Raw genomic sequence first — 20,641 nt, 5'->3', positions numbered from 1 at the left:
AGCGCGACAGCAGGCGGTGGGGGAGGTCAGGGGTACTCGACGAGCAGCGGGCGGTGGTCGCTCCCCGTGCCGGGCAGGACGCGGGCGCGGGTGGGGGTCAGGCCGCGCGCCATCAGGTGATCGATACGGAGGAAGAGGCCGGGGAAGGTCCAGCCCGGGCCGCGTCCGGCGACCCCGTGGGCGTCCGGGCCGACGCACGCCCGCAACCGCCGGTACAACCGCCCCCGCCCGGGCGTGTTGAGGTCGCCGCCCACGAGCAGCGGGCCGGAGCCGTCCGCCGCGACGCGGCACAGCAGGTCCACCTGCCCCACCCGCGCCCGGTTCGTGCGCCGCAGGGCGTCCCCGTCGCGCCTCAGGAGACTGGACACCAGGACAGTGTTCAGGTGGGCGTTCATGATCCGCAGGTCCTGCCCACGCCAGCGCACGGTCGTCTCCAGCACCGTGCGCCGGCTGCCGGGAATGGGGTGGTTGCGGCCAGACACCAACGGCAGGCGGGTGAGCGTCATGACCTCGTGCCCGGCGCGGACGTGGTAGCCCGGCAGCGCGTTCAGGAGTGTCCTCCCGTACCCGGGCGGGAGGAAGTTCGTCTCCTGCAACAGGATCACGTCCGCGTCCGCCGGGCGCAGCGCCGCCGCAATCTGATCCGGCGTGCCCAGTGTTCCCCGCGTCACGTTGTAGGTCACGACCCGGAGCGTGCCGCCTTGATGGGGCCGCCAGTGGAGGAACCCGGCCCCGCCCAGCGCGAGGAGGGTTCCTGCCAGCACCACGCCCACGCCCCGTCCCCCCCACAGCGTCCAGGCCAGCACGAGGGGCGCGGGCAGCACCCAAACCACCGCCGGGAGGTAGGCGAGCAGGAGGGTGGGCACCGTCCACTCCCCCACGAACTCCCCGAGGAGCCACGCCGAGGCGACGGTCAAGAGGTATGCCCACGCGAGCCGCATAAGAAGAAGCCTCTCACCCGGGGGCGAGAGGCGTCGTCCTTCTCAAGTTGGAGGTTTCAGCGGTACTCCGCCGCCCGCACCTGCGCCTCCTCGCGCTGGGCGAGTTCCTGGCGCTGCACCTGCCCCACCGCGTCGGCGAGGGCGTCCTTGAGTTCGGTGAGGCCAATGTCCCGCAAGGCGCTGACGGGCACCCCGCCCAGCCGCTCGCGCTCGCGGTCCAGCGCCTCCGGGTCGGCGGCGTCGGCCTTGTTCAGCGCGACGACGGTGGGCATATCGCGGAAACCCAGGTCTTCCAGAATCCGGTTCACCGCCTCGAAGCGGGTGTCGGCGCCGGGGCTCGCCGCGTCCACCACATGCAGGAGCACGTCGGCGTCGCCGATCTCCTCCAGCGTGGCGCGGAAGGCGCGGCTGAGGTCCTTGGGCAGGTCGCGGATGAAGCCCACCGTGTCGGTGAGGACCACCGGGCCCACGCCCACGACGAACCCCTGGCGGCTCGTCGGGCGCAGGGTGGCGAAGAGCTTGTTCTCGGCGAGCACCCGGCGCGGCTCCTCGGCGGCGTGGGTGAAGGCGTTGAGCAGCGTGGACTTGCCCGCGTTCGTGTAGCCGACGATGGAGACCACCGGGATGTCGTTCCGCGCGCGGCCCTTGCGGCGCTCCTCACGGCGGACGGCGACGCTTTCGAGCTGCTTCTCCAGGAAGGAGATGCGGTCGTTGATGCGGCGGCGGTCGAGCTCCAGCTTCGTCTCACCGGGGCCGCGCGTGCCGATGGAGCCGCCCGCCGCGCTGCCCGCCGACCCACCGATGCGCGAGAGCTGGGCGCCCGCGCCGAGCAGCCGGGGCTTCATGTACCGGAGCTGCGCGAGTTCGACCTGAAGCCGCGACTCCACCCCCTGCGCGTGCAGGGCGAAGATGTCGAGGATCAGTTGCGTGCGGTCGAGAATCTTGAGCCCGGTCGCCGCCTCGATTTCCCGCGCCTGGGCCGGGCCGAGTTCCTGCCCGAAGATTAGGAGGTCCGCGTCGAGATGGTACGCCCGGCTCGTCAGTTCCTCGAGCTTCCCGGCGCCGACGAGCGTGCCCGGCTTGAGGTTGCGGCGGTACACGAGTTCCTTGTGGACGACCTCCGCCCCCGCCGTGCGCGCGAGTTCCGAGAGTTCCTCCAGCCGCTCCTCCGCGTCGAACTCGCCCTGGTCGATCTGAACGAGGATGGCGCGTTCGTGGTCCTTCTTCGCCTCGCGGGTGCGCACGGCGCGGGCCATTTCTTCCTCCAGCGCCGAGACCTGCGCGCCGAGGTCGAAGCTGTCGATCTGGAAGCTGGGCACCGGGTCGAGGATGCGCCAGTCCTCCTCCTCGCCCACCGTTCCGGGCGGGGTGAGGTGCGCGGTGTGGACGAGGCCGGGCTGCCCCTCGTCCCGCACCTCGATGGCGCTCACGGCGTCGAGCCGCTTGAGGAAGAGAGTGGAGAGGTCGCCCTTGCTGAGCCCCCCGCCGCGCGGGTGCGTGTGCAGCAGGTGGAAGCCCGCCAGCCGGTTCTCGCCGAGGCGGAGGTCGGGCAGTTCGGCGCCCTTCGCGTCCGCCACCGAGACGCTGATGACGCGTCCCCGACGATCAATGAGGACGCTGACCTCTCGCCGCACGTCGTCGGAGAGTTCGGCGAGGTTGCGCGCCAGTTCGGGCGACCCCACCCGCCCCGGCTCGATGCGGCGGCGGTAGAGGTTCCCGAGGGACTTCAGTTGGGCCGGGCGCAGGCCCGAGGTGTTGCCATGCACTTTATCGATAGGGAGTCACTTCCTTCTGGTGTTTGTGAGAAGAGAGGAGCGATACGCAGGCCAGGCCACCCGGATAAGGTCCGCGCGGCAAGGGAGAGAAGCGTCCTGGCATTGCTCCTATCTTAGCCGAATCCGCGCAGAAAAGGTGTGGGCTTACTTAAGAAAGTTGATCACAGTACGCTCAGCCTAGCAGCCGGGTGGCGTCCGGGCATCCGCCGGGTGGCGTAGGGCAGCCCGGGTCCCACCGGGTGCAGACTGTACCCATGACGAACCCACTCCCCCTGAACGGCACCGTCGCCCTCGTCACCGGGGCCAGCAGCGGCATCGGCGAGGCCACCGCTCTACATCTGGCCCGGCAGGGGGCGGTGGTCGCTCTGGTGGCGCGGCGGGCCGACCGGCTGGAGGCTCTGGCCGAGGAGGTCCAGGGGAGCGGCGGACGTGCGCTGGTCCTGGAGGCGGACGTGACCGACCGCGCCGCCGCGACGGAGGCGGTCGAGCGCACCGTGCGGGAACTGGGCCGCCTCGACACCGTGGTCAACAACGCGGGGGTGATGTTGCTCGGCCCTGCCGAGGAGGCGCCCCTGGAGGAATGGGAGCGCATGGTGAGCCTCAATGTCCAGGGGTTCTTGTACGTCGCCCACGCGGCCCTGCCCCACCTGCTGCGCGCGGCGGACGGGGAGCCGCGCCGGGTCGCCGACCTCGTGAACGTCTCCTCGGTGGCGGGGCGGGTCGCGCGGGCGGGGAGCGCGGTGTACAACCTCACCAAGTTCGGCGTGACGGCCTTTTCCGAGGCGCTGCGTCAGGAGGTGGCCGGGCGGCACCTGCGCGTCTCGGCGGTCGAGCCGGGGGCGGTGGAGACCGAACTCGCCACCCACCTCCGCCCCGAGGTGATGGGCGCGATGCGGCAGCGCTTCGGTAACATCGAACGCTTGCAGGCAGACGATATCGCCGACGCCATCACCTATATCGTGACCCGACCCCGCCACATGGCGATCAACGAGCTGCTGGTGCGCCCGACCGAACAGGTCTGAGGGAGAAAACAAGCCGCCGCCCCCGACCTGGAGTTGGGGGCGGCTCGACTTGCTTTGGCGAAGAGGGTGGGATTCGAACCCACGGTAGCCTTGCGACTACTTCGGTTTTCGAGACCGACCCATTCAACCACTCTGGCACCTCTCCGCGTGTGGTTGCTCCCGGCTGGGAACCGGTGGGCGTCAGCGAATATAGCACGCCCGCCCGGGGGTTGGGGAGGGGGGAGGCGCTACAGTTGACCGCGTGACCGTTCCGCCCGCCGCGCCCGACCCCAACCTCCCGCCGCAGGGGCCCGCCTCGCCCGCCCTGGCCCCACGCCGCTCCCTGCGGGTGAACACCCTGATCATCATGGCGGGAACGTTGGGCTCGCGCCTCTCGGGGATCGTGCGGACGCAGGTGATGGCGCTCTTCGGCAACACCCTGCTCGACGCCTTCCTGGTGGCCGTGAAGGTGCCGAACCTGTTGCGGGAACTGCTGGCCGAGGGTGCGCTCGTCAATTCCTTCATCCCGGTGTACAAGACGCTGGACGACGCGGGGCGCCGGGCGCTCGCCTCGGCCTTCAGCGGGGTCCTCATCGCGGTCAACCTGATGCTGATGGCGCTGGGCATCCTGGCGGCGCCGTTCATCGTGGACCTGCTGCTCGCCGGGTCGCCCAACGTGGACCGGGCGCTGGCGGTCTACATGACGCAACTCGTCATGCCCTTCCTGATGCTGATCAGTCTCGCGTCGGTGGCGATGGGGCTCCTGAACGCCGACGAGCATTTCCGGGAGAGCAGCTTCGCCCCGGTCGCCTTCAACCTCGCGGGCATCGCCGCGCTGCTGTTGCTCCCGGACACGGCGACGTGGCTCGCCTTCGGGTGGCTGATCGGCGGGGTCGCGCAACTCGTCGTGCAGCTTCCGGCCCTGCGGCGTTTCGGGCTGCTGCCCACCCCCGCCCTGCGTGGTCACCCGGCGCTCGGGCGCGTGCTGCGGCAGATGGCCCCCTTCACCCTGACGGCGGGGGCGCGGCAGTTCCTGAACCTGTACGTCACGCGCCTGCTCAGCAACGCGCAACTGTTTCCGGCGGGCACCCAGTCGGGCTACTTCTACGCCGAGACGCTCTTCACCACCGTCAACGGCCTCTTCGTGGTCTCGCCCGCCCTGGCCCTCTTCCCGCGCTTCTCGCAGCACGCCGCCGAGAAGAACTGGCTGGAGTTCCGCACGCTCACCGTGCAGGCGATCCGCACCACCACCTTCCTCGCCGCCCCGATGAGCGCGCTGCTCGTCGCGCTCGCTCCCTATGCTGTCAGCATCTTCAACCTGCGACCGGATTTCGACCTGACGCGCTTCGTCGCCGGGACCCTGATCCTGCGGGGGTGGGCGCTCGCGCTCGTGCCCTGGGCGGTCGTCACCCTGCTGCTGCGGACCTTCTACGCCCGCGAGCGGGCGCGCGAGGCCGTGACGGTCAGTGCCCTCGGCTTCGTGCTGGAAGTCGCCCTGTACCGGGTCTTCGTGCCTACCTTCGGGCTGCTGGGTTTCGGATTGAGCACCACCATCAGCGGGTTGATCATCGGCACAGCGCTCGCCCTGCTGTACCGCCGCGCCCTGGGCTTTCCCACCCGGGCCGTCGCCTCGCACCTGATCCGGGTGGTGCCGCTCGCCCTCGTCGCGGGCCTTGTCGCGTGGCTCGTCTCGCGGCTGATGCCCGCGCCGGGGTTCGTCGTGCCGGGCGTGATTGGGCTGGCGGTCGCGGGTGGGGTGGGGCTGGGGGTGTATCTGGCCGGGGCGTTGGCGCTCGGGATGCCGGAGGTGGCGGGGGTGTTGCGGCGGTTGAGGCGGTAGGGCGGTTAGGTTGGAAGACGTTGCCCCCACCCCCCCAGCCCCCCTACCCCCGCCGGGGGCAGGGGGGAGTGGCGCTGCGCTGGGCAAGGGCACACGGGCAACGTGGGTGGACGCGTTCTTCTGAACGGAATGTTTGATCTTGTCGCCTCCCGTCTGCGTGCCCACCGTCTCGCTGCGCGAGCCGACGTGGTCGTGGGCTCAGGGCGTCCGTTCACTTTCACCTGTTCGGCGTCCAGAGTAACGTTTCAAACAACGCAAAGGCTCCCGCTCTTTTTACTCCTCCCCCCTTGTGGGGGACTGGCACAGCTCGCACCGCGAGAGGCCGGGACTTGTAAAGCTCCGCAGGAGAGGGGGCGTATGACCCACTCCACCGCCCCTGCCCCGCCTTACGCCCCTGCCGTTCCCACAGCCCCACCTCTACTTCCCGACCCCCAGCAACGAGTACGCCATCAGTGCCAGCTTCTCCCTCAACAGGTAGCGGCGATCCGGTCGTTCGCCCAGAGGGCTCGGGCTCGCGTTGGCCGTCAATCCAAGGGCGTGCGCGAGGGCCAGGGCGCGCGGCGCGTGGGCCTCGTCGGTGACCAGGGTGACGGGGGTGTGAGGGGGCAGGTACGCGCGGGCATTGCGGAGGTTTTCGACCGTCGTGCGGCTGCGCGTCTCGGCGAGGAGGGCGGCGGAGGGGACGCCGTGGCCGTGCAGGTAGGTCACGCCGACCTCGCCCTCGGTGTGGGGGTCGCCGGGCCTGCGGCCTCCAGTGACGACGATGGTCCGGATGCCCCCCGTTCGATAGAGGCTCAGGGCGTGGTCGAGCCGCCGCTGGAAGGCGGGGCTGGGCCTCCCCGCGTACTGGGCGGCGCCGAGGACCACGAGGACGGGGTGGGGGGGCCGGGCAGGGGACACACGCGCGCCGGGCGCCAGCAGGAAGGCCATGGCCAGCAGGCCGACGAGGGCGAGCGGCAGCAGGGGGAGACCTGAGCCCGTGGCGCGCATTGCGGCGAGCGTAGCACGGGAAAAAGGCGGCTGGGTGGGAAAAGACTGGGTCAGAAGACTTCCGTGACATGTCGCCCCGTACCCTGGAGGGGGGTGTGCTACGCTCCGCGCAAGTTTTCAGGGGAGCCCTCGCTATGTCCAGAACCCTCGTGATCGTCGAGTCGCCCGCCAAGGCCAAAACCATCGAGAAGTACCTCGGCAGGGGGTACGCGGTGGAGTCCTCCATCGGGCACATCCGCGACCTGCCGAGGAGCGCCGCCGACGTTCCCGAGAAGTACAAGGGCAAGGCGTGGGCCCGGCTCGGTCTCGACGTGGAGGACAACTTCAAGCCCCTCTACGTCGTCTCGCCCGAGAAGCGGCAGCACGTCGCCCGCCTGAAAAAGCTCGCCTCCGAGGCCGACGAGATCATCCTGGCGACCGACGACGACCGCGAGGGCGAGAGCATCGCCTGGCACCTCTACCAGGAACTGCGGCCCAAGGTGCCCGTCAAGCGGATGGTCTTCCACGAGATCACCAGGGACGCCATCCAGCACGCCATCGAGCACCCCCGCCAGATCGACACCAACCTCGTCGAGGCGCAGGAGGCCCGCCGGGCGCTCGACCGCCTCTACGGCTACGAGGTCAGCCCGGTGCTGTGGAAGAAGGTCGCCCCCAAGCTCTCTGCTGGCCGGGTGCAGTCGGTGGCGACCCGGATGCTCGTCGAGCGTGAGCGCGAGCGGATGCGCTTCGTCAGCGGGACGTGGTGGGACCTGCTCGTGACGGCGGCGACGAGGGACGGCGAGACCTTCCCCGCCCGCCTGACCGACGTGGACGGCGTGCGGCTGGCGACGGGCAAGGACTTTGACCCCCTCACCGGCAAGGTGAAGAAGGGGACCGAGGTTCGGCTGCTGGACGAGGCGGCGGCCAAGGCGCTTGCCGACGGCCTGACCGGGCAGACGCTCACCGTCACGAGTGCCGAGGAGAAGCCCTTCACCCAGCGGCCCTACGCGCCCTTCATCACCTCCACCCTCCAGCAGGAGGGGAGCCGCAAGCTGGGCTTCGCCGCCACCCGCACCATGCGCGCGGCGCAGCGGCTCTACGAGCAGGGCTACATCACCTACATGCGGACGGACTCGACCAACCTCTCGCAGGAGGCGATCAATGCCGCCCGCACGCAGGTCAAGGCGATGTACGGCCAGCCGTACCTCAGCCCCCAGCCGCGCGTGTACGCCAAGAAGGCGAAGAACGCCCAGGAAGCGCACGAGGCGATCCGTCCCGCCGGGTCGAGCTTCCGCACGCCCGAGTCCCTGCGCGGCGAGCTGAGCGGCGACGAGTGGCGGCTGTACGACCTGATCTGGAAGCGCACGGTGGCCTCCCAGATGGCGGACGCGCGGGGCCGCAGCCTGCGGGTGCGCCTCACGGGGAAAGCGACGGGCGGGGAGGAGGTGGGCCTGAGTGCGTCGGGCCGCACCATCGACTTCCCCGGCTTCCTGCGCGCCTACGTCGAGGGCCGCGACGACCCGAACGCCGCGCTGGAGGACCGCGAGACGCCCCTGCCCCCGCTGAAGGAGGGCGACCGCGTTCACGCCGAGTCGGTCAAGCCGGAGGGCCACGAGACCCAGCCGCCCGCCCGCTACACCGAGGCTTCGCTGGTGCAGGCGCTGGAGGGAGCCGGAATCGGTCGCCCCTCCACCTACGCGAGTATTCTCGGCACCATTCAGGAGCGAGGCTACGCCATCAAGAAGGGGCAGGCGCTTGTTCCCACTTGGACGGCCTTTGCCACATCTGCCCTGCTGGAGCACCACTTCGGGCGGCTGGTGGACTACGACTTCACAGCCCGGATGGAGGAAGACCTCGACGACATCGCGGGCGGGCGGGCGCAGCGGGTGCCGTACCTGCGGCGCTTCTACCTCGGTGAGAACGGGGAGGGAGTGGCCCTGCGCCCCCTGATCGACTCCAAGATGGGCGAGATCGACGCGCGGGGCATCGCCACCATCCACGTGCCCAAACTCGACGGCAGCGGCATCGAGGTGCGGGTGGGTCGCTACGGGCCCTACATGCAGCGGGGCGAGGAGAAGGTGAACCTCCCCGACGACCTCGCGCCGGACGAGCTGACCTTTGATGCGGCCGCCGAGCTGATGAGCCGCCCGACCGGAGACCGGGTGATCGGGACGGACGAGGCGACCGGACACCCTGTCGTTGCTCGTGCGGGGCGTTATGGACCTTACGTGACGCTCGGGGACGGCAATCCGCCCATCCGCTCGGCGAGCCTCTTCCCGAGTGACGACCTCAAGACGATCCCCCTGGAGCGGGCTCTGCGCCTCCTGAGCCTTCCCCGCCTCGTGGGCGTCTCCGAGGGTGAAGAAATCTGGGCGCAGAACGGCAAGTTCGGGCCGTATCTCAAGCGCGGGAACGACAGCCGCAGCCTCGCCACGCACGAGCAACTGTTCACGGTCACGCTCCCCGAGGCCGAGGCCCTCTTCATGCAGCCGCGCTTCCGGGCGAGGGGTGCCGCCGCCGGTCCCTTGAAGAGCTTCGAATACGAGGGCCGCGCCCCCATCCAGCTCAAGTCGGGCCGCTACGGGCCTTACCTGACGGACGGCGAGCGCAACGCGACCCTGCGCAAGGGGGAAGAGGAAGGCACCCTTACCGCTGAGCGCGCCCTGGAAATCCTGGAGGAGCGCGGCAAGGAGCCCAAGAGCAAGGCGGGGAAGCCGGGCCGCAAGACAGGAGCCGCGAAGGCCAGCGGGACGAAGGCGAAGACGGGCGCCACGAAGACCACCGCCCGGGGGAGCACGGTGACCCGAACGGTGGCCGCGAAGACTCCTGCCCGCAAAGCCCCGGCGAGCAAGACGAGCGCGAGGAAACCCGCCGCCAAGGCGACCCCCGCGCGAACCAAGACTGCCCCCAAGGCCCCCGCCACTCCCGCCAAGGCCGCCCTCACCTGGGCCGACCTCAAGCCGCATCTCGGCGTGCTGAGCGAGCAGGAACGCGCTCTGGTGACCGCCACCCGCGACCAGGGGCGCAAGGTGGAGGAGGTCGCCCCCACCCTCGGCCTCGACGTGAAGAAGGCGAAGGGGATGGCGCTCCAGGCGAGCAAGAAGCTCAACCAGGCGGCGCGCGGGGAGTAGCTTGCCAGGACGCCCGCCCCTCCGGCGCAGGCCCCCGCCCCAGACCCTGCACCTCGCGCGGCTGGCGCAGGGCACGCCGGGGGAGTGGGTGGCGTTGCCGGGCGGCCTCCTGCGCGTGCTCGCTCTGGGGGGCAAGGTGGACGGCCCGAGTGCTGCGGGCTGGCTGACCTGCCTGACGGGTGAGGCCATCCTCGACCTGCCGGAGCGGGAGTTCGTCCGCCTGCGCCCCGCCGAGAGCTACCGGGTCACGCCGGGGGAGCCCTGGACGGCGCTGCCCGTGCGGGAGGGGACGGTGCTCCTCCTCGCGCCGGACGGGGAGATGGGCCGTTCTCCCTGAATCGCGTCCCACGGGACGCTTGCCGCCCCCTCCCGGTGCTAGCGTGACCCCATGACCTCCGGCACCGAGCCCCTCCAGAAGGCCGCCTCCGGCGAGCGCCTGAACGCCGCCGAGATCGAGGCGTTGTACCACCTCCCGCTGCCCGAGGTGGCCGCCGTCGCCCACGGGCTGCGTCTGGAGCGGCGCGACCCCGACGTGGTGACCTTCCTGATCGACCGAAATATCAACTACACCAACGTCTGCAACGTGGGCTGCAACTTCTGCGCCTTCTACCGCACCCGTCGCCAGAAGGACAGCTACACCCTGGATTACGAGGAGATCAGCGCTAAAATTCGGGACCTGGAGGCGGTCGGCGGCACCCGCATCCTCCTTCAGGGCGGCGTGAATCCCGAGCTAGGGCTTGCTTACTACACGGGCCTCCTGAAGCACGTCAAGGCGCACCACCCCACTATCCGCATCGACGCCTTCTCGCCCGAGGAAGTCCTCTTCATGGAGAAGACCTTCGGGCTGAGCCTCGACGCGCTCCTCGACACGCTGATCGAGGCGGGGCTCGACGGGCTGCCGGGCGCGGGCGGCGAGATCCTGGAGGACGAGGTGCGGGCGAAGGCGGCCCCCGCGCGCATCCGCTCGGACGACTGGTTCCGCATCATCGACGCGGCGCAGCGCAAGGGGCTGTACACGATCTCGACGATGGTGATCGGCTTCGGGGAGACGTACGCCCAGCGCGCGGCCCACCTCCTCAAGATTCGGGAGCAGCAGGACCGGGCAAATGCGCTCCACGGCGGCAACGGCTTTTCCGGTTTCGCCATGTGGACCCTCCAGACCGAGCACACGCGGCTGCACGGCAAGGCGCCCGGCGCGACGGCCCACGAGTACCTCCAGCAGCTCGCGGTGGCCCGCATCGCCCTCGACAACGTGCCCAACATCCAGGCGTCGTGGCCCGCGCAGGGGTTCAAGGTGGCGCAGGCGTCGCTGTACTACGGGGCGAACGACCTGGGGAGCACCATGCTGGAGGAGAACGTGGTCTCGGCGGCGGGCGGGCACGGGCGGCACAGCGCGACGGTGCGCGAACTCGTCCGCGTCGCCGTGGACGCGGGCTACACCCCCGCCGTCCGCAACAGCCGCTTCCAGATCATCGACTGGCCGGACGCGGACGCCCTGCTCAACCGCGCGGAGGCGAACCCGGAGGCGGAGCGGGCCGTGGGGGCGGCGGGGTAGGGTGGAACAAGCCGGGCAGTTCCCCGCCCAGCCTTTACCTTTAAGGTGAAGTAGTTAACAATAGGTGCATGTGCTGTGGGTTGACCGGGCGTTTCCTCCCGCTGATGGACGGAGGAGAAGACCCGGCCAGAGGAGTGTCGTCCGTGTTCGGGGAGGGCCTTTGCTCGCGTTCGTGATCTGCGAGGCCCTGGACGGAAAGGTCTGGCAGGCGGAGGCACGCTTTCTGGTGCGCTCGGCCCGTGACCTGCGGGCGCTGCTCGACTCGGCGGGGCTGGGGGACCGGGGCCACCAACCCGATGTCAGCGTGACCGTGCGGGGGGACCTGCTGATGGAGGACCGCCGGGTAAGCGGTCGCACGGTGTTGACCACGGAGGAGGTCGCCCGGCTCGCGGCGGTGGCGGAGCCGAACGAGCGGGCCCAGCTCACGGCCTGGCACGCCTTCGCCCGGACGCTGGAGGACGCCGGACGGCCCGCGCGGCTGATCTTCTGGTTCGTGGGATAGTGGGGGAACGACCGGCTGCCCGGGCCTCAGGCCGCCCCGTCCACCTGTTCGTCCACCCGGGCCCGCCGTTCGAGGTCGCCTATCGCCTGCTCGTACAGGTCCTGGCCGAGGAAGGGCACCACCGCGAGGAAGGTCGCGGCGTCCTCCAGCGTGGCGTGGAGACTGTCGTGGTGCCAGCCGGGGCCCTCGGCGATCAGGCGCACCCCGCCCGCCGAGAGCAGGAAGCGCACGCGCCCCTCTGCCGTCCGCGTGTCGCTGAAGTGCCGACTCGTGTTCATGCCTCCAGCCTAGAAAACGGGGGTGAGGCCCGCATCGGCCTAAATGATGAGGCGTTCAGGGAGGGACGGGCATCACAGGGCGCTAGCCCCGGAGCAGCGCCCGGAAACTCGCCTGCATGAGCAGACGCACGAGCCTGACGCGAAGTGACCTACGTTGGGGCGTCGTGCCGCCGGGCCGGGCCTGCTCGTGCCACTCGCGGGCGGGCTCGGGGTCGAAATAGGGCGTGCCCGAGTCCAGCGCCGCCCGCGCGATTCGCAGCGAGGCCGCGTGTCCGGGGTGCAACTCGGGCAGGGCGTCCCAGCCGTGCCACCCCACCCCTCGCGCCTCCAGATACGCACCCTTGACCTCACCCAGACGGGCGGGGCTGTCCTGTGCCGCCAACTCGGCGCTCAGCGCCAGCACGCGGCGGTAGCGGTCGAGGTCGTACGGGTCCCGGACGTAGGTGAGGCCCAGCAGGGCCAGGGCGCGCAGCTCGTCGGCGATGAGGTGGGGATGGGTCACCCGGCCATTTTGACCCTCGCCCTGCTCATGAAGCGGTATGCAGGGGTCCCTCACGGCCCTGGACGTTTCTCCCCACACACTCTGGAGCGATGAGCACGCGCATTGCCGGTCAGAAGGTCCTCGCCATCGTCCTCGCGGGGGGCAAGGGCAGCCGTCTCGCGCCGCTGACGACCGAGCGGGCCAAGCCCGCCGTGCCCTTCCTGGGGACCTACCGCCTGATCGACTTCACCCTGTCGAACCTCGTGCACAGCGGCGTGCAGGACGTGTGGGTGGTCGAGCAGTACCTTCCGCACGGGCTGAACGACCATCTCTCGGGCGGGCGACCCTGGGACCTCGACCGCACGCGCGGCGGCCTGGTGGTCATGCCGCCCTTCTCCAGCCCCGGGAACGAGGACGGCGAGTTCGCCCAGGGCAACGCCCACGCCCTCGCCCAGCACCTCCCCCTGATCCGCGAGTTCGGCCCCAACGTGGTCCTGGTCCTGAGCGCCGACCACATCTACAGGTTCGACTACTCGGACCTGATCCGCGCCCACGTGGGGCACCGGGCGAGCGTCACGATGGCCACCACCGAGGTCGAGCTGGGGCAGGCCACCCGCTTCGGCAACGTGGTGACGGGGGAGGACGGCCGGGTCGAGCGGTTCGCCTACAAGCCCGACGAGCCGCTGGGAGGGACGGTGACCGCCGAAATCTTCGCCTACGACGCCCAGGTCCTCCTCGACACGCTGGAGGAACTGGGTCGGCAGGGCGACCTGGGGGACTACGGCGAGGAGTTGCTGCCCGCCCTCGTCGCGCGGGGGGACGCCTACGCGCACCCGCTGGGCGGCTACTGGATGGACGTGGGCACCCTGAGCGCCTACCACGGGGCGCACCGCGACTTTCTGGACGGCCGGGGATTCCCCCTCGACACCGAGGACTGGCCCTTCATCACGTCCTCCATCGCCCGCCCGCCCACCCGGGTCGAGGGCACGGCCCGCCTCGACCACGCCCTCGTCTGCGGCGGGGCCGTCATCGCAGGCGAGGTGGTGGGCAGCGTGGTCGGCCCCAACGCCGTCGTCGAACACGGCGCGGTCGTGCGCGACAGCATCGTCCAGGCAGGCGCGGTCGTGCGTGCGGGGGCGAGGGTCACCCGCACCATCGTCGACCTGCACGCGACCGTCGGCGAGGGGGCCCAGGTCGGTGCGGAGGGGGGCGACCTGAGCGTCATCGGCGCCCGCGCGACGGTGGAGGCTGGGGCGAGGGTGGGCGGCGGGCTCGTCGTCGAGCCGCGCGTGACGGTGCGGGCCGGGCGGGAAGGGGAGACCGCACGTCCGCCCGAGGGAGACGACACGGCGGGGAAGTGATCTGAACAGGAGTGGCCGTTGGGCGACCTCGCGTCCGGTGTGCCTGATATCTGGGGGTGGCTGAACCGACTCGGCGGGTCATCTGCCCAATGCAGCCTCTTTAAGGTGAAGACGTGCCGAACCATGCGAGCCCCGTGTTCGGTGCACTGTGGGGCGGCGTCCTGGGAGTGTCAACCGGGCTCCTGAGTTGGGCGTGGACCGCAGTCCTGATCTTCGTTTTGGGGAGACGGAAGTGGCCTGGGTGGCAGCTTGCGGTCAGGCAGGAAGACAGCCGCTCCTTCCTGAATCCGTTGTACCTCCTGGCTGTGCTCGTCGTCCCCGGGCTGGTTCTGGCTTTTGTCACCGCAGAGGTGTTTTGGAAACGCACGAAGCGCCGTGGGTCTACCAGCATTCTGGGAGTGGGTTTTGCACTGGCTGCGGGGGCCAGTGTTCTTACAGGTGGCTCGGCCAGGTGGCTCGGCCCTTCTCCTGGCATTCACTCAACTGTTTTCGGCGCAGGGAATGGACTCGCTCGTCGTCTCCGCTCTGCTCATTCCTCTTGCGGTCTTGGCATCGGGAGTTTTCCTCTTCTTGTCGGGAAGCTGGTTGTTGGCCGGTGCCGTGTTAACACGGTAGGGCATTTATAGGAAGTTCGTTGAGACCAACCCTCAACTATCAACGGGGCCGTGACATGGGTACGAATCGCTCCTGCGACGTGCTCGTACACTGATTATCCATGAGCGCCGCCCCCCGCCACCCGCACACCCTGTCGGTCGCCCCGATGATGGACTGGACCGACCGGCACTGCCGCGCCTTCCACCGCACCCTGACCCGGCACACCCTGCTCTATACGGAGATGGTCACGACGGGCGCGATCCTGCACGGCGACCGGGAGCGGCACCTGGGATTCGGGGAGGCCGAGCACCCGGTGGCGCTGCAACTCGGCGGCTCCGACCCCGCCGCGCTCGCCCAGTGCGCCCGAATGGCCGAGGATTGGGGGTACGACGAGGTGAATCTGAACTGCGGCTGTCCCAGCGACCGGGTGCAGAACGGCTCGTTCGGCGCCTGCCTGATGGGCACGCCGGACGTGGTGGCCCGTTGCGTCGAGGCCATGCACGGCGCGACCGCCCTCCCCGTCACCGTGAAGCACCGCATCGGCATCGACGACCTCGACAGCTATGAGCACCTGACCCGCTTCGTCTCCACGGTTGCCGGAGCAGGCTGCGAGACCTTTATCGTCCACGCGCGCAAGGCGTGGCTCTCGGGCCTGTCGCCGAAGGAGAACCGGGAGATTCCCCCCCTGAGGTACGAGGTCGTGCGGCAATTGAAAGGGGACTTCCCGAGCCTGACGGTCGTGCTAAACGGCGGCGTGTTGACCCTCGAAGCCGCACGTGACCACCTCGCCTGGGCGGACGGCGTGATGATCGGGCGGGCAGCGTACCAGGACCCCTACCTCCTCGCCACCGCCGACCGGGACATGTTCGGGGAGGACGTGACGCCCCCCACCCGGCAGGAGGTCGTCGAGGCCTTCCTCCCCTACGTCGCCGGGCAGTTGGAGGCGGGGCAGCCCCTGAACCGCGTGATGCGCCACGCTCTCGGCTTGTTCGCGGGGCAGCCCGGCGCCCGCCACTGGAAGCGGACGCTGAGCGAGCAGGGCCACCGCCCCGGCGCGGGGTTGGAGGTCGTGCGGGAGGCGCTGGCGGGAGTGCCGGAGAGCGTGCTGAACGCGCGGCCCGGGGTGGGGGAGGCTCAGACGGTCTGACCTTCACCGGAGTACGGGTGGACGCTGCGTAAGATGTCCTGCACGGCGGCGAGCGTTGCCTCCGGGTAGGCCGGGCGGAGAGTTACGCCGTCCACCGTTGCGCCCAGGTGGAGCAGGGTGTGGAGGCTGTGGAGGGTTCGGAGGGCGAGGGCGGCTCCGGGTGAAAGCGGGAACGAGAGGGGTGTCCAGAGGGTCCGGTAGTCGGCTAACCATCCCCGCACATCTCCGGGTTCGTACTCCTCGCGGGCGAGAACGGCGAGCATGGCCAGGGCGAGACGGTCGTCCTCGGTCTGGTTGAGGTGCAGGGGCAGGGAGCGCAGGCGTTTCGTGAGGGTGTCGAGGAGGCCGCGAAGCTCCGCGCGCTCGGTCCGGGGATGACTCGCTACCTCCCGCGCCGTGTCCGCTCCGTGCGCGACGGCGTGGACCCAGCCGACCCCTTCCTCGAAGGAACGCACGTCGAGTTCATGTGGATACCAGCGCGTCCACCTGTCCCGCCAGACGGCAACGGTCTCCCCGGGAAGCAGGGAGGTCAGCCGATCCCGCCGAATGGCCTCCCCCAGCACGAGAGCTGAAAACGAACGGACGAGAACGCTCTCGTGACTCAGCCCGAAGGCCGTCGCGTCTCCCAGTTCTCTCAGGACGGAATCGAAGTGTCCCGCCCGTGTCCAGTGCGCCAGCGTCGAGTACGCCTGCCTGTCCCGCACCTCCGGGTCCTCGCTGCCGAGCATCCCCAGCAGTTCGCCCAGCGCGTCCGGCGGGTGCAGCCCTTCCGGCACCGCGTACCCCCGCGCCGCCACCTCCGCCCAGTTCACGCCCGTCACTCCTGAAGCCGCACTGGGGCAGGATTCTTCCCCGCCCGCCGCAGCACCACGCCCGCGACGAGGGTGCCGAGCAGGCTGAACACGGCCGACAGGTAGAAGGCGGCGCCGGGTTCGTTGAAGGTGTTGCCCGGCCGGGTGAAGTAGGCGAACACGCTCGCGGCGATCAGGGGGCCGACGATTCCCACGAGGCTGTTCACGCTGGTGAGCGCCCCCTGCACCCGGCCCTGCTCGGTGGGGTCAACGGTGCGGCTGATCAGGCCCTGGATGGCCGGGCCCGCGATGCCCGCCAGCGCCCCGACCACGATGGAGGCGTATAACGTCGCGTCCGTGCGCGCCGCGCCTAGCAGCACGTACTGCACGACGCCGAGGAGGAGCCCCGTGATGATCGCCCCCCGTTCCCCCAGCACCCGCATCGCCGTCCCGACCAGCCCCGCCTGCACGATGGCCCCGAGCAAGCCGACGACCGCGAGCGCGACCCCGTTCTGCGCCGGGCTCCACCCCAGCACCCGCTCGGTGAAGAGGACCCAGGTGCTGAAGATCGCCTGCTGCGCCAGCCCGATGAAGATGAAGGCGGCGGCGAGGTTGCGCACCAGGGGATAGCGCCCCAGGGCCCCCAGCGGCGCGAGGGGGTTGAGCACGCCCTGCCCCGGACGCGCCCCCCGGTTCTCCGGCGACAGTGATTCGGGCAGGACGAAGAAGCCGTACAGCGCGTTCAGCAGCGCCAGCCCCGCCGCCACCAGAAAGGGCAGCCGCAGGCTGATGTCCCCCAGCACCCCGCCGAGCGCCGGGCCCAGGATGAAGCCCACCCCGAAGGTCGCCCCCAGCAGGCCGAAGCTCCGCGCCCGGTTCTCGGGAGGCGTCACGTCGGCCAGGTAGGCGTTCGCCACGGTGATGCTCGCCCCCGTCATCCCCGCGATGATCCGGCCCAGGAGCAGCCACCACAGGTTCGGCGCGACGGTCAGCAGCAGATAGTCGAGCCCCATCCCCGTCAGGCTCGCCAGCAGGACCGGGCGGCGGCCGTAGCGGTCCGACAGGGCGCCCAGGATCGGCGCGAACACGAACTGCATCAGCGCGTAGACGGCGGTGAAGAGGCCGACGAACTGCGCCCCGGCGGTCGGCGATCCCGCCAGTTCGGTCACCAGGGGCGGAAAGACCGGGATGATCAGCCCCAGCCCCATCACGTCGAGCAGCACGGTGAGCAGGATGAACACGAGCGCGGCGGGACGGCGGGAGGCAGGGGGAGCGCGCATCCGAGCAGTCTACGGCGCTGACCCGGAAGGGCAGTAAGCCGTTTGAGCGAGGGAACTCTATGTGTTCGGGCGGAAATGAGGATGACCGGGACTCCCCCGCCCCGGCCGCCCCAGCCTCCCTCAGCGCGTGAAGTCCGGCTCCGCCTCCAGCCCGCGAATCCAGGCGGCGATGAGGTCGATGCAGGCCTTCACGTCCCGGGCGTCTACCATCTCGTTCGGCGAGTGCATGTAGCGGGCGGGGGCGCTCACCACGGCGCTCGGCACGCCTGCCCGCGCGAGGCTGAGAGCGTCGCCGTCGGTCGCGGTGGAGTGCGGGCTGGCGCTGACGGTGTAGGGAATGCCCTCCGCCTGCGCGACCGCGATCATCTGCCTCCGGATGACCGGGCTCGTCCGCGCGCTCACGCTGAGGTTGGCGCCCGAGCCGAAGGGCTTCACGCCGTTTTTCTTCTCGTTCACGCCGGGCTGCTTCGTCTCGTGCGTGAGGTCCACGGCAATTCCGGCGACCGGGTTCAGGCGGTAGCCACTGACCTGTGCCCCGAAAAGTCCGATCTCCTCCTGGCTGGTGCCCACGGCGACGACCCGGTGCTTGAGGTCCATCCCGGCCAGGGCCCGCAGCGCCTCCAGCACGATGAACGCACCCACCCGGTTGTCGAGCGCCCGGCCCACGATCCTCTCCCCGACAAGGATCGGGCCCTGGTCGATCACGCCGACGGTGCCGACCGGGATGCGGGCCTGCGCCTGCTCCCGGCTCAGGCCCACGTCGAGCCAGAGGTCCTCCATCTTGCTCGCCTGCTTGCGCTCCTCCGGGTCCATCAGGTGAATCGCCTTCTTGCCCACCACGCCGGTCAGGTCCCCCTCCGGCGCGAGGAGGCGGATGCGCTGCCCCACGAGCACCTGCGGGTCCCAGCCGCCGACGGCGACCACGCTGAGCAGGCCCTCGTCGCCCACGTAGCTCACCATCAGGCCGATCTCGTCGAGGTGACCCATCAGGGCAATCGTGGGCGCGTCCTCGGGGCCGAGTTCGGCGTACACGTTGCCGAAGTGGTCCTCGGAGACAAGGGCGAAGCGCTCGGCTTCCCGCTTCCACACGTCCGCCGCCCGGCGCTCGGAGCCGCTGGGCCCCGCCTCGCGCAGCAGGGCGAAGAGGAAATCCTGGTTGATCTGGGTTGTGGGGGCAGTCATCGGGGCGAGTCTACGCCACCCGCCCGGCTATGCTGCCCGCATGACCGGCCCCCAGAACGCCCCCGACGTGCGTGTCACCGTGGACGTGCGGCACCTTCCCACCCACAGTGGCCCGGAACGGCAGGTCTTCGCCTACGTCATCCGCATCGAGAACCACAGCGATGAAACGTGGCAACTCCTCGCCCGCCACTGGGACATCGTGGACGCTTCTGGCCGCGAGACGGTCGTGGACGGCGAGGGCGTGGTCGGCCAGCAACCCCTCATCGCGCCGGGCGGCGTCTTCGTGTACGACTCCTTCATGACCGTGCAGGACACGCCGGGGCGCATGGGCGGCCACTACGTCCTGCGGGACGCCTGGGGAGAAAGGGCGCGCATACCCATCCCGCCCTTCGTGCTGGAGGTGCCGGGGGAGCGGACGTTGAATTAGAGTGCTTACTCAGCGGTGACACGATAGGCTCAGCCATGAGGGCTTGGCGGGCGGGACCGACCTTCCGGCGCCTGTGGCTGGCGAGCACGAGCGCGAATATCGGGGACGGCATCGGCAAAACGGCGCTGCCGCTGCTCGTCGCGTCGATCTCGCGCGATCCCATCGTCGTCGCCAGCCTCTCGGCCTTCGCCTCGCTGCCCGGCCTGGTGTTCACGCTCCCGTTCGGCGCCCTGATCGACCGGCTTGACCGCCGCACCCTGCTCGTGGTCGCGCACACGGCGAGGGGGGTGCTGCTCGGCCTGCTCGCCCTCGCCGTCTTCACGGGGCACCTCCACGTCGCCCTGCTGTACGGGCTCGCCTTCGTCCTCGGCACGGCGGAGACGCTCGCGGACGGGACAGCCGAAACCTTCGTGCCGTCGCTCGTAGAAAACGAGCACCTGGAGGACGCCAACGGTGCGCTGTACGCCACGAGCGTGACGAGCAACGAGTTCGTCGGCCCGCCGCTCGGGGGGCTGCTGTTCGCCGCCTTGCCCGGCCTGCCGTTTCTCGTGAACGCCCTGAGCTTTCTCGGGAGTACGGCGCTGATCTGGGCCCTGCCGGGCCGACCCGCGCGCCACTCCTCGCCGCGCGAATCGTGGTGGCGCGGGGTGGTGGAGGGCCTGAAGTGGCTGTGGTCGCACGCGCTGCTGCGCTCCGTGGCGTTGCTGATGGCCCTCACGACGCTGCTCGACGCGGCGGTGTTCGCGCTGTTCGTGCTCTTTGCGACGGCTCTCCCCGGCGTCGGCCCAGTGGGCTACGGCCTGCTGCTCACGGCAGGTGCGGTTGGGCACATCCTCGGCAGCCTGCTGTCGCCGTACGTCTCACGGCGCTTCGGGGCGGGGCGAACCGTGCTCGGCTCGGTGTTCGTCCTGGGGCTCGTGTATCTCGGCCTGAGCGTCCTCCACGCGCCGCCGCTGCTGGCCGCGCTGTTGGTGCTCGACGGCCTCAACCTGGGCTTGTCGGGGGTCGTGAGGGTGGCGCTGCGCCAGAGGCTCGTGCCCCCGGAACTGCGCGGGCGGGTGGGTGGGGCGTACCGCTTCATGGTCGCCGGTGCTGCCCCGCTCGGTGCGTTTCTGGGAGGGGTGCTCGGACAGACCCTGGGCCTGCGCGAGACCTTTGCGGTGGCGGGCGGGCTGGCCCTCGTGGCGGCGGTGCTGTTCGTGGGCCGCGTGAACAACCGGGCGGTGGCCCGCGCCCAGGAGTGGGTGGACGCACAGACACGTCTTTCGTCACTTTCGCGTGAATGACAGCGGTGAATGCAGGTGCCCATCTCGCCCTTCGTGCTGGAGGTGTCGGGGGAAAGGACGTTGAATTAGGGAGATGTTATTTCGGATTCCTGCCTGCGTG

18 protein-coding genes and 1 tRNA gene are annotated in these 20,641 nt (G+C 70.2%); 10 read left to right on the top strand and 9 right to left on the bottom strand.

Going from position 1 to position 20,641, the window contains the following annotated elements; all coding sequences use genetic code 11:
- Positions 1-26: 26 nt before the first annotated feature.
- Positions 27-941, bottom strand: coding sequence for an endonuclease/exonuclease/phosphatase family protein (locus DAETH_RS12255; RefSeq protein WP_264775172.1), 915 nt, complete (start codon positions 939-941; stop codon positions 27-29).
- 56 nt (positions 942-997) lie between these two features.
- The gene (hflX, locus tag DAETH_RS12250) at positions 998-2,707 is read right to left on the bottom strand and encodes a GTPase HflX (protein WP_264775171.1); all 1,710 of its coding nucleotides are present in this window, start codon (positions 2,705-2,707) and stop codon (positions 998-1,000) included.
- 263 nt (positions 2,708-2,970) lie between these two features.
- On the opposite strand from hflX, the gene DAETH_RS12245 reads away from it, so the two are divergent.
- The gene (locus DAETH_RS12245; protein ID WP_264775170.1) at positions 2,971-3,738 is read left to right on the top strand and encodes an SDR family NAD(P)-dependent oxidoreductase; all 768 of its coding nucleotides are present in this window, start codon (positions 2,971-2,973) and stop codon (positions 3,736-3,738) included.
- 55 nt (positions 3,739-3,793) lie between these two features.
- Here DAETH_RS12245 and DAETH_RS12240 read toward each other — a convergent pair.
- Positions 3,794-3,883 (bottom strand) — tRNA-Ser (locus tag DAETH_RS12240).
- Between the two features lie 96 nt (positions 3,884-3,979).
- On the opposite strand from DAETH_RS12240, the gene murJ reads away from it, so the two are divergent.
- A complete protein-coding gene (gene murJ, locus DAETH_RS12235) occupies positions 3,980-5,557 on the top strand; it encodes a murein biosynthesis integral membrane protein MurJ (protein ID WP_264775169.1) in 1,578 nt (525 codons plus the stop codon).
- 417 nt (positions 5,558-5,974) lie between these two features.
- Here the strand turns inward: murJ and DAETH_RS12230 are convergent, their stop codons facing one another.
- Positions 5,975-6,547: a YdcF family protein gene (locus DAETH_RS12230; protein ID WP_264775168.1), complete on the bottom strand. Its 573-nt coding sequence runs from the start codon at positions 6,545-6,547 to the stop codon at positions 5,975-5,977.
- Positions 6,548-6,681: 134 nt separating this feature from the next.
- Here DAETH_RS12230 and topA point away from each other — a divergent pair, with 134 nt between their 5' ends.
- From topA to DAETH_RS12210, 4 genes are all read left to right on the top strand, one after another.
- The gene (gene topA / locus DAETH_RS12225) at positions 6,682-9,657 is read left to right on the top strand and encodes a type I DNA topoisomerase (RefSeq protein ID WP_264775167.1); all 2,976 of its coding nucleotides are present in this window, start codon (positions 6,682-6,684) and stop codon (positions 9,655-9,657) included.
- 1 nt (position 9,658) lies between these two features.
- Positions 9,659-9,994 carry a hypothetical protein gene (locus tag DAETH_RS12220; RefSeq protein WP_264775166.1) on the top strand — a complete coding sequence of 112 codons (336 nt, stop codon included), beginning with the start codon at positions 9,659-9,661 and terminating at the stop codon, positions 9,992-9,994.
- Positions 9,995-10,045: 51 nt separating this feature from the next.
- Positions 10,046-11,212: a cyclic dehypoxanthinyl futalosine synthase gene (gene mqnC, locus DAETH_RS12215; RefSeq protein WP_264775165.1), complete on the top strand. Its 1,167-nt coding sequence runs from the start codon at positions 10,046-10,048 to the stop codon at positions 11,210-11,212.
- Between the two features lie 160 nt (positions 11,213-11,372).
- Positions 11,373-11,714, top strand: coding sequence for a hypothetical protein (locus DAETH_RS12210; protein WP_264775164.1), 342 nt, complete (start codon positions 11,373-11,375; stop codon positions 11,712-11,714).
- A 26-nt stretch (positions 11,715-11,740) separates the two neighbouring features.
- On the opposite strand, the gene DAETH_RS12205 is transcribed toward DAETH_RS12210, so the two are convergent.
- Positions 11,741-11,992, bottom strand: coding sequence for a hypothetical protein (locus tag DAETH_RS12205; protein WP_264775163.1), 252 nt, complete (start codon positions 11,990-11,992; stop codon positions 11,741-11,743).
- 82 nt (positions 11,993-12,074) lie between these two features.
- On the bottom strand, positions 12,075-12,494 hold the full coding sequence (locus tag DAETH_RS12200) for an NUDIX hydrolase N-terminal domain-containing protein (RefSeq protein ID WP_264775162.1): 420 nt from the start codon (positions 12,492-12,494) through the stop codon (positions 12,075-12,077).
- Between the two features lie 89 nt (positions 12,495-12,583).
- Here DAETH_RS12200 and DAETH_RS12195 point away from each other — a divergent pair, with 89 nt between their 5' ends.
- Entirely contained in the window at positions 12,584-13,834 is a 1,251-nt protein-coding gene (locus DAETH_RS12195; RefSeq protein WP_264775161.1) for a glucose-1-phosphate adenylyltransferase family protein, read from the top strand.
- Between the two features lie 715 nt (positions 13,835-14,549).
- Positions 14,550-15,575 carry a tRNA dihydrouridine(20/20a) synthase DusA gene (gene dusA / locus DAETH_RS12190; protein ID WP_264775160.1) on the top strand — a complete coding sequence of 342 codons (1,026 nt, stop codon included), beginning with the start codon at positions 14,550-14,552 and terminating at the stop codon, positions 15,573-15,575.
- Here dusA and DAETH_RS12185 read toward each other — a convergent pair.
- The 3 genes from DAETH_RS12185 to DAETH_RS12175 all read right to left on the bottom strand — a co-directional run bounded on the left by DAETH_RS12185 (position 15,563) and on the right by DAETH_RS12175 (position 18,828).
- Positions 15,563-16,387 (bottom strand): DUF2785 domain-containing protein, encoded by an 825-nt coding sequence (locus tag DAETH_RS12185; protein WP_264775159.1) that lies wholly within the window; start codon positions 16,385-16,387, stop codon positions 15,563-15,565. The genes dusA and DAETH_RS12185 overlap by 13 nt on opposite strands.
- A 5-nt stretch (positions 16,388-16,392) precedes the next feature.
- Complete coding sequence (locus DAETH_RS12180) at positions 16,393-17,646, bottom strand: TCR/Tet family MFS transporter (protein WP_264775158.1); 1,254 nt, start codon at positions 17,644-17,646, stop codon at positions 16,393-16,395.
- A 120-nt stretch (positions 17,647-17,766) separates the two neighbouring features.
- Entirely contained in the window at positions 17,767-18,828 is a 1,062-nt protein-coding gene (locus DAETH_RS12175; RefSeq protein WP_264775157.1) for a M42 family metallopeptidase, read from the bottom strand.
- 40 nt (positions 18,829-18,868) lie between these two features.
- Here DAETH_RS12175 and apaG point away from each other — a divergent pair, with 40 nt between their 5' ends.
- Together apaG and DAETH_RS12165 are read left to right on the top strand one after the other, a co-directional pair.
- The gene (gene apaG / locus DAETH_RS12170; RefSeq protein ID WP_264775156.1) at positions 18,869-19,255 is read left to right on the top strand and encodes a Co2+/Mg2+ efflux protein ApaG; all 387 of its coding nucleotides are present in this window, start codon (positions 18,869-18,871) and stop codon (positions 19,253-19,255) included.
- A 35-nt stretch (positions 19,256-19,290) separates the two neighbouring features.
- Positions 19,291-20,541, top strand: coding sequence for an MFS transporter (locus DAETH_RS12165; RefSeq protein ID WP_264775155.1), 1,251 nt, complete (start codon positions 19,291-19,293; stop codon positions 20,539-20,541).
- Positions 20,542-20,641 lie beyond the last annotated feature (100 nt).

It is taken from the genome of Deinococcus aetherius, assembly GCF_025997855.1.
GTDB lineage: Bacteria > Deinococcota > Deinococci > Deinococcales > Deinococcaceae > Deinococcus > Deinococcus aetherius.
Note: the sequence above shows the minus strand (reverse complement) of the source record. Positions and strands in the feature narration are given on the sequence as shown.

What these genes read in the sequence shown, in the direction of transcription:
- DAETH_RS12255 (WP_264775172.1), bottom strand. Translation starts at nt 941, where the DNA reads ATGCGGCTCGCGTGGGCATACCTCTTGACCGTCGCCTCGGCGTGGCTC.
- DAETH_RS12245 (WP_264775170.1), top strand. Translation starts at nt 2,971, where the DNA reads ATGACGAACCCACTCCCCCTGAACGGCACCGTCGCCCTCGTCACCGGG.
- DAETH_RS12230 (WP_264775168.1), bottom strand. Translation starts at nt 6,547, where the DNA reads ATGCGCGCCACGGGCTCAGGTCTCCCCCTGCTGCCGCTCGCCCTCGTC.
- topA (WP_264775167.1), top strand. Translation starts at nt 6,682, where the DNA reads ATGTCCAGAACCCTCGTGATCGTCGAGTCGCCCGCCAAGGCCAAAACC.
- mqnC (WP_264775165.1), top strand. Translation starts at nt 10,046, where the DNA reads ATGACCTCCGGCACCGAGCCCCTCCAGAAGGCCGCCTCCGGCGAGCGC.
- DAETH_RS12205 (WP_264775163.1), bottom strand. Translation starts at nt 11,992, where the DNA reads ATGAACACGAGTCGGCACTTCAGCGACACGCGGACGGCAGAGGGGCGC.
- DAETH_RS12195 (WP_264775161.1), top strand. Translation starts at nt 12,584, where the DNA reads ATGAGCACGCGCATTGCCGGTCAGAAGGTCCTCGCCATCGTCCTCGCG.
- dusA (WP_264775160.1), top strand. Translation starts at nt 14,550, where the DNA reads ATGAGCGCCGCCCCCCGCCACCCGCACACCCTGTCGGTCGCCCCGATG.
- DAETH_RS12180 (WP_264775158.1), bottom strand. Translation starts at nt 17,646, where the DNA reads ATGCGCGCTCCCCCTGCCTCCCGCCGTCCCGCCGCGCTCGTGTTCATC.
- DAETH_RS12175 (WP_264775157.1), bottom strand. Translation starts at nt 18,828, where the DNA reads ATGACTGCCCCCACAACCCAGATCAACCAGGATTTCCTCTTCGCCCTG.
- apaG (WP_264775156.1), top strand. Translation starts at nt 18,869, where the DNA reads ATGACCGGCCCCCAGAACGCCCCCGACGTGCGTGTCACCGTGGACGTG.
- DAETH_RS12165 (WP_264775155.1), top strand. Translation starts at nt 19,291, where the DNA reads ATGAGGGCTTGGCGGGCGGGACCGACCTTCCGGCGCCTGTGGCTGGCG.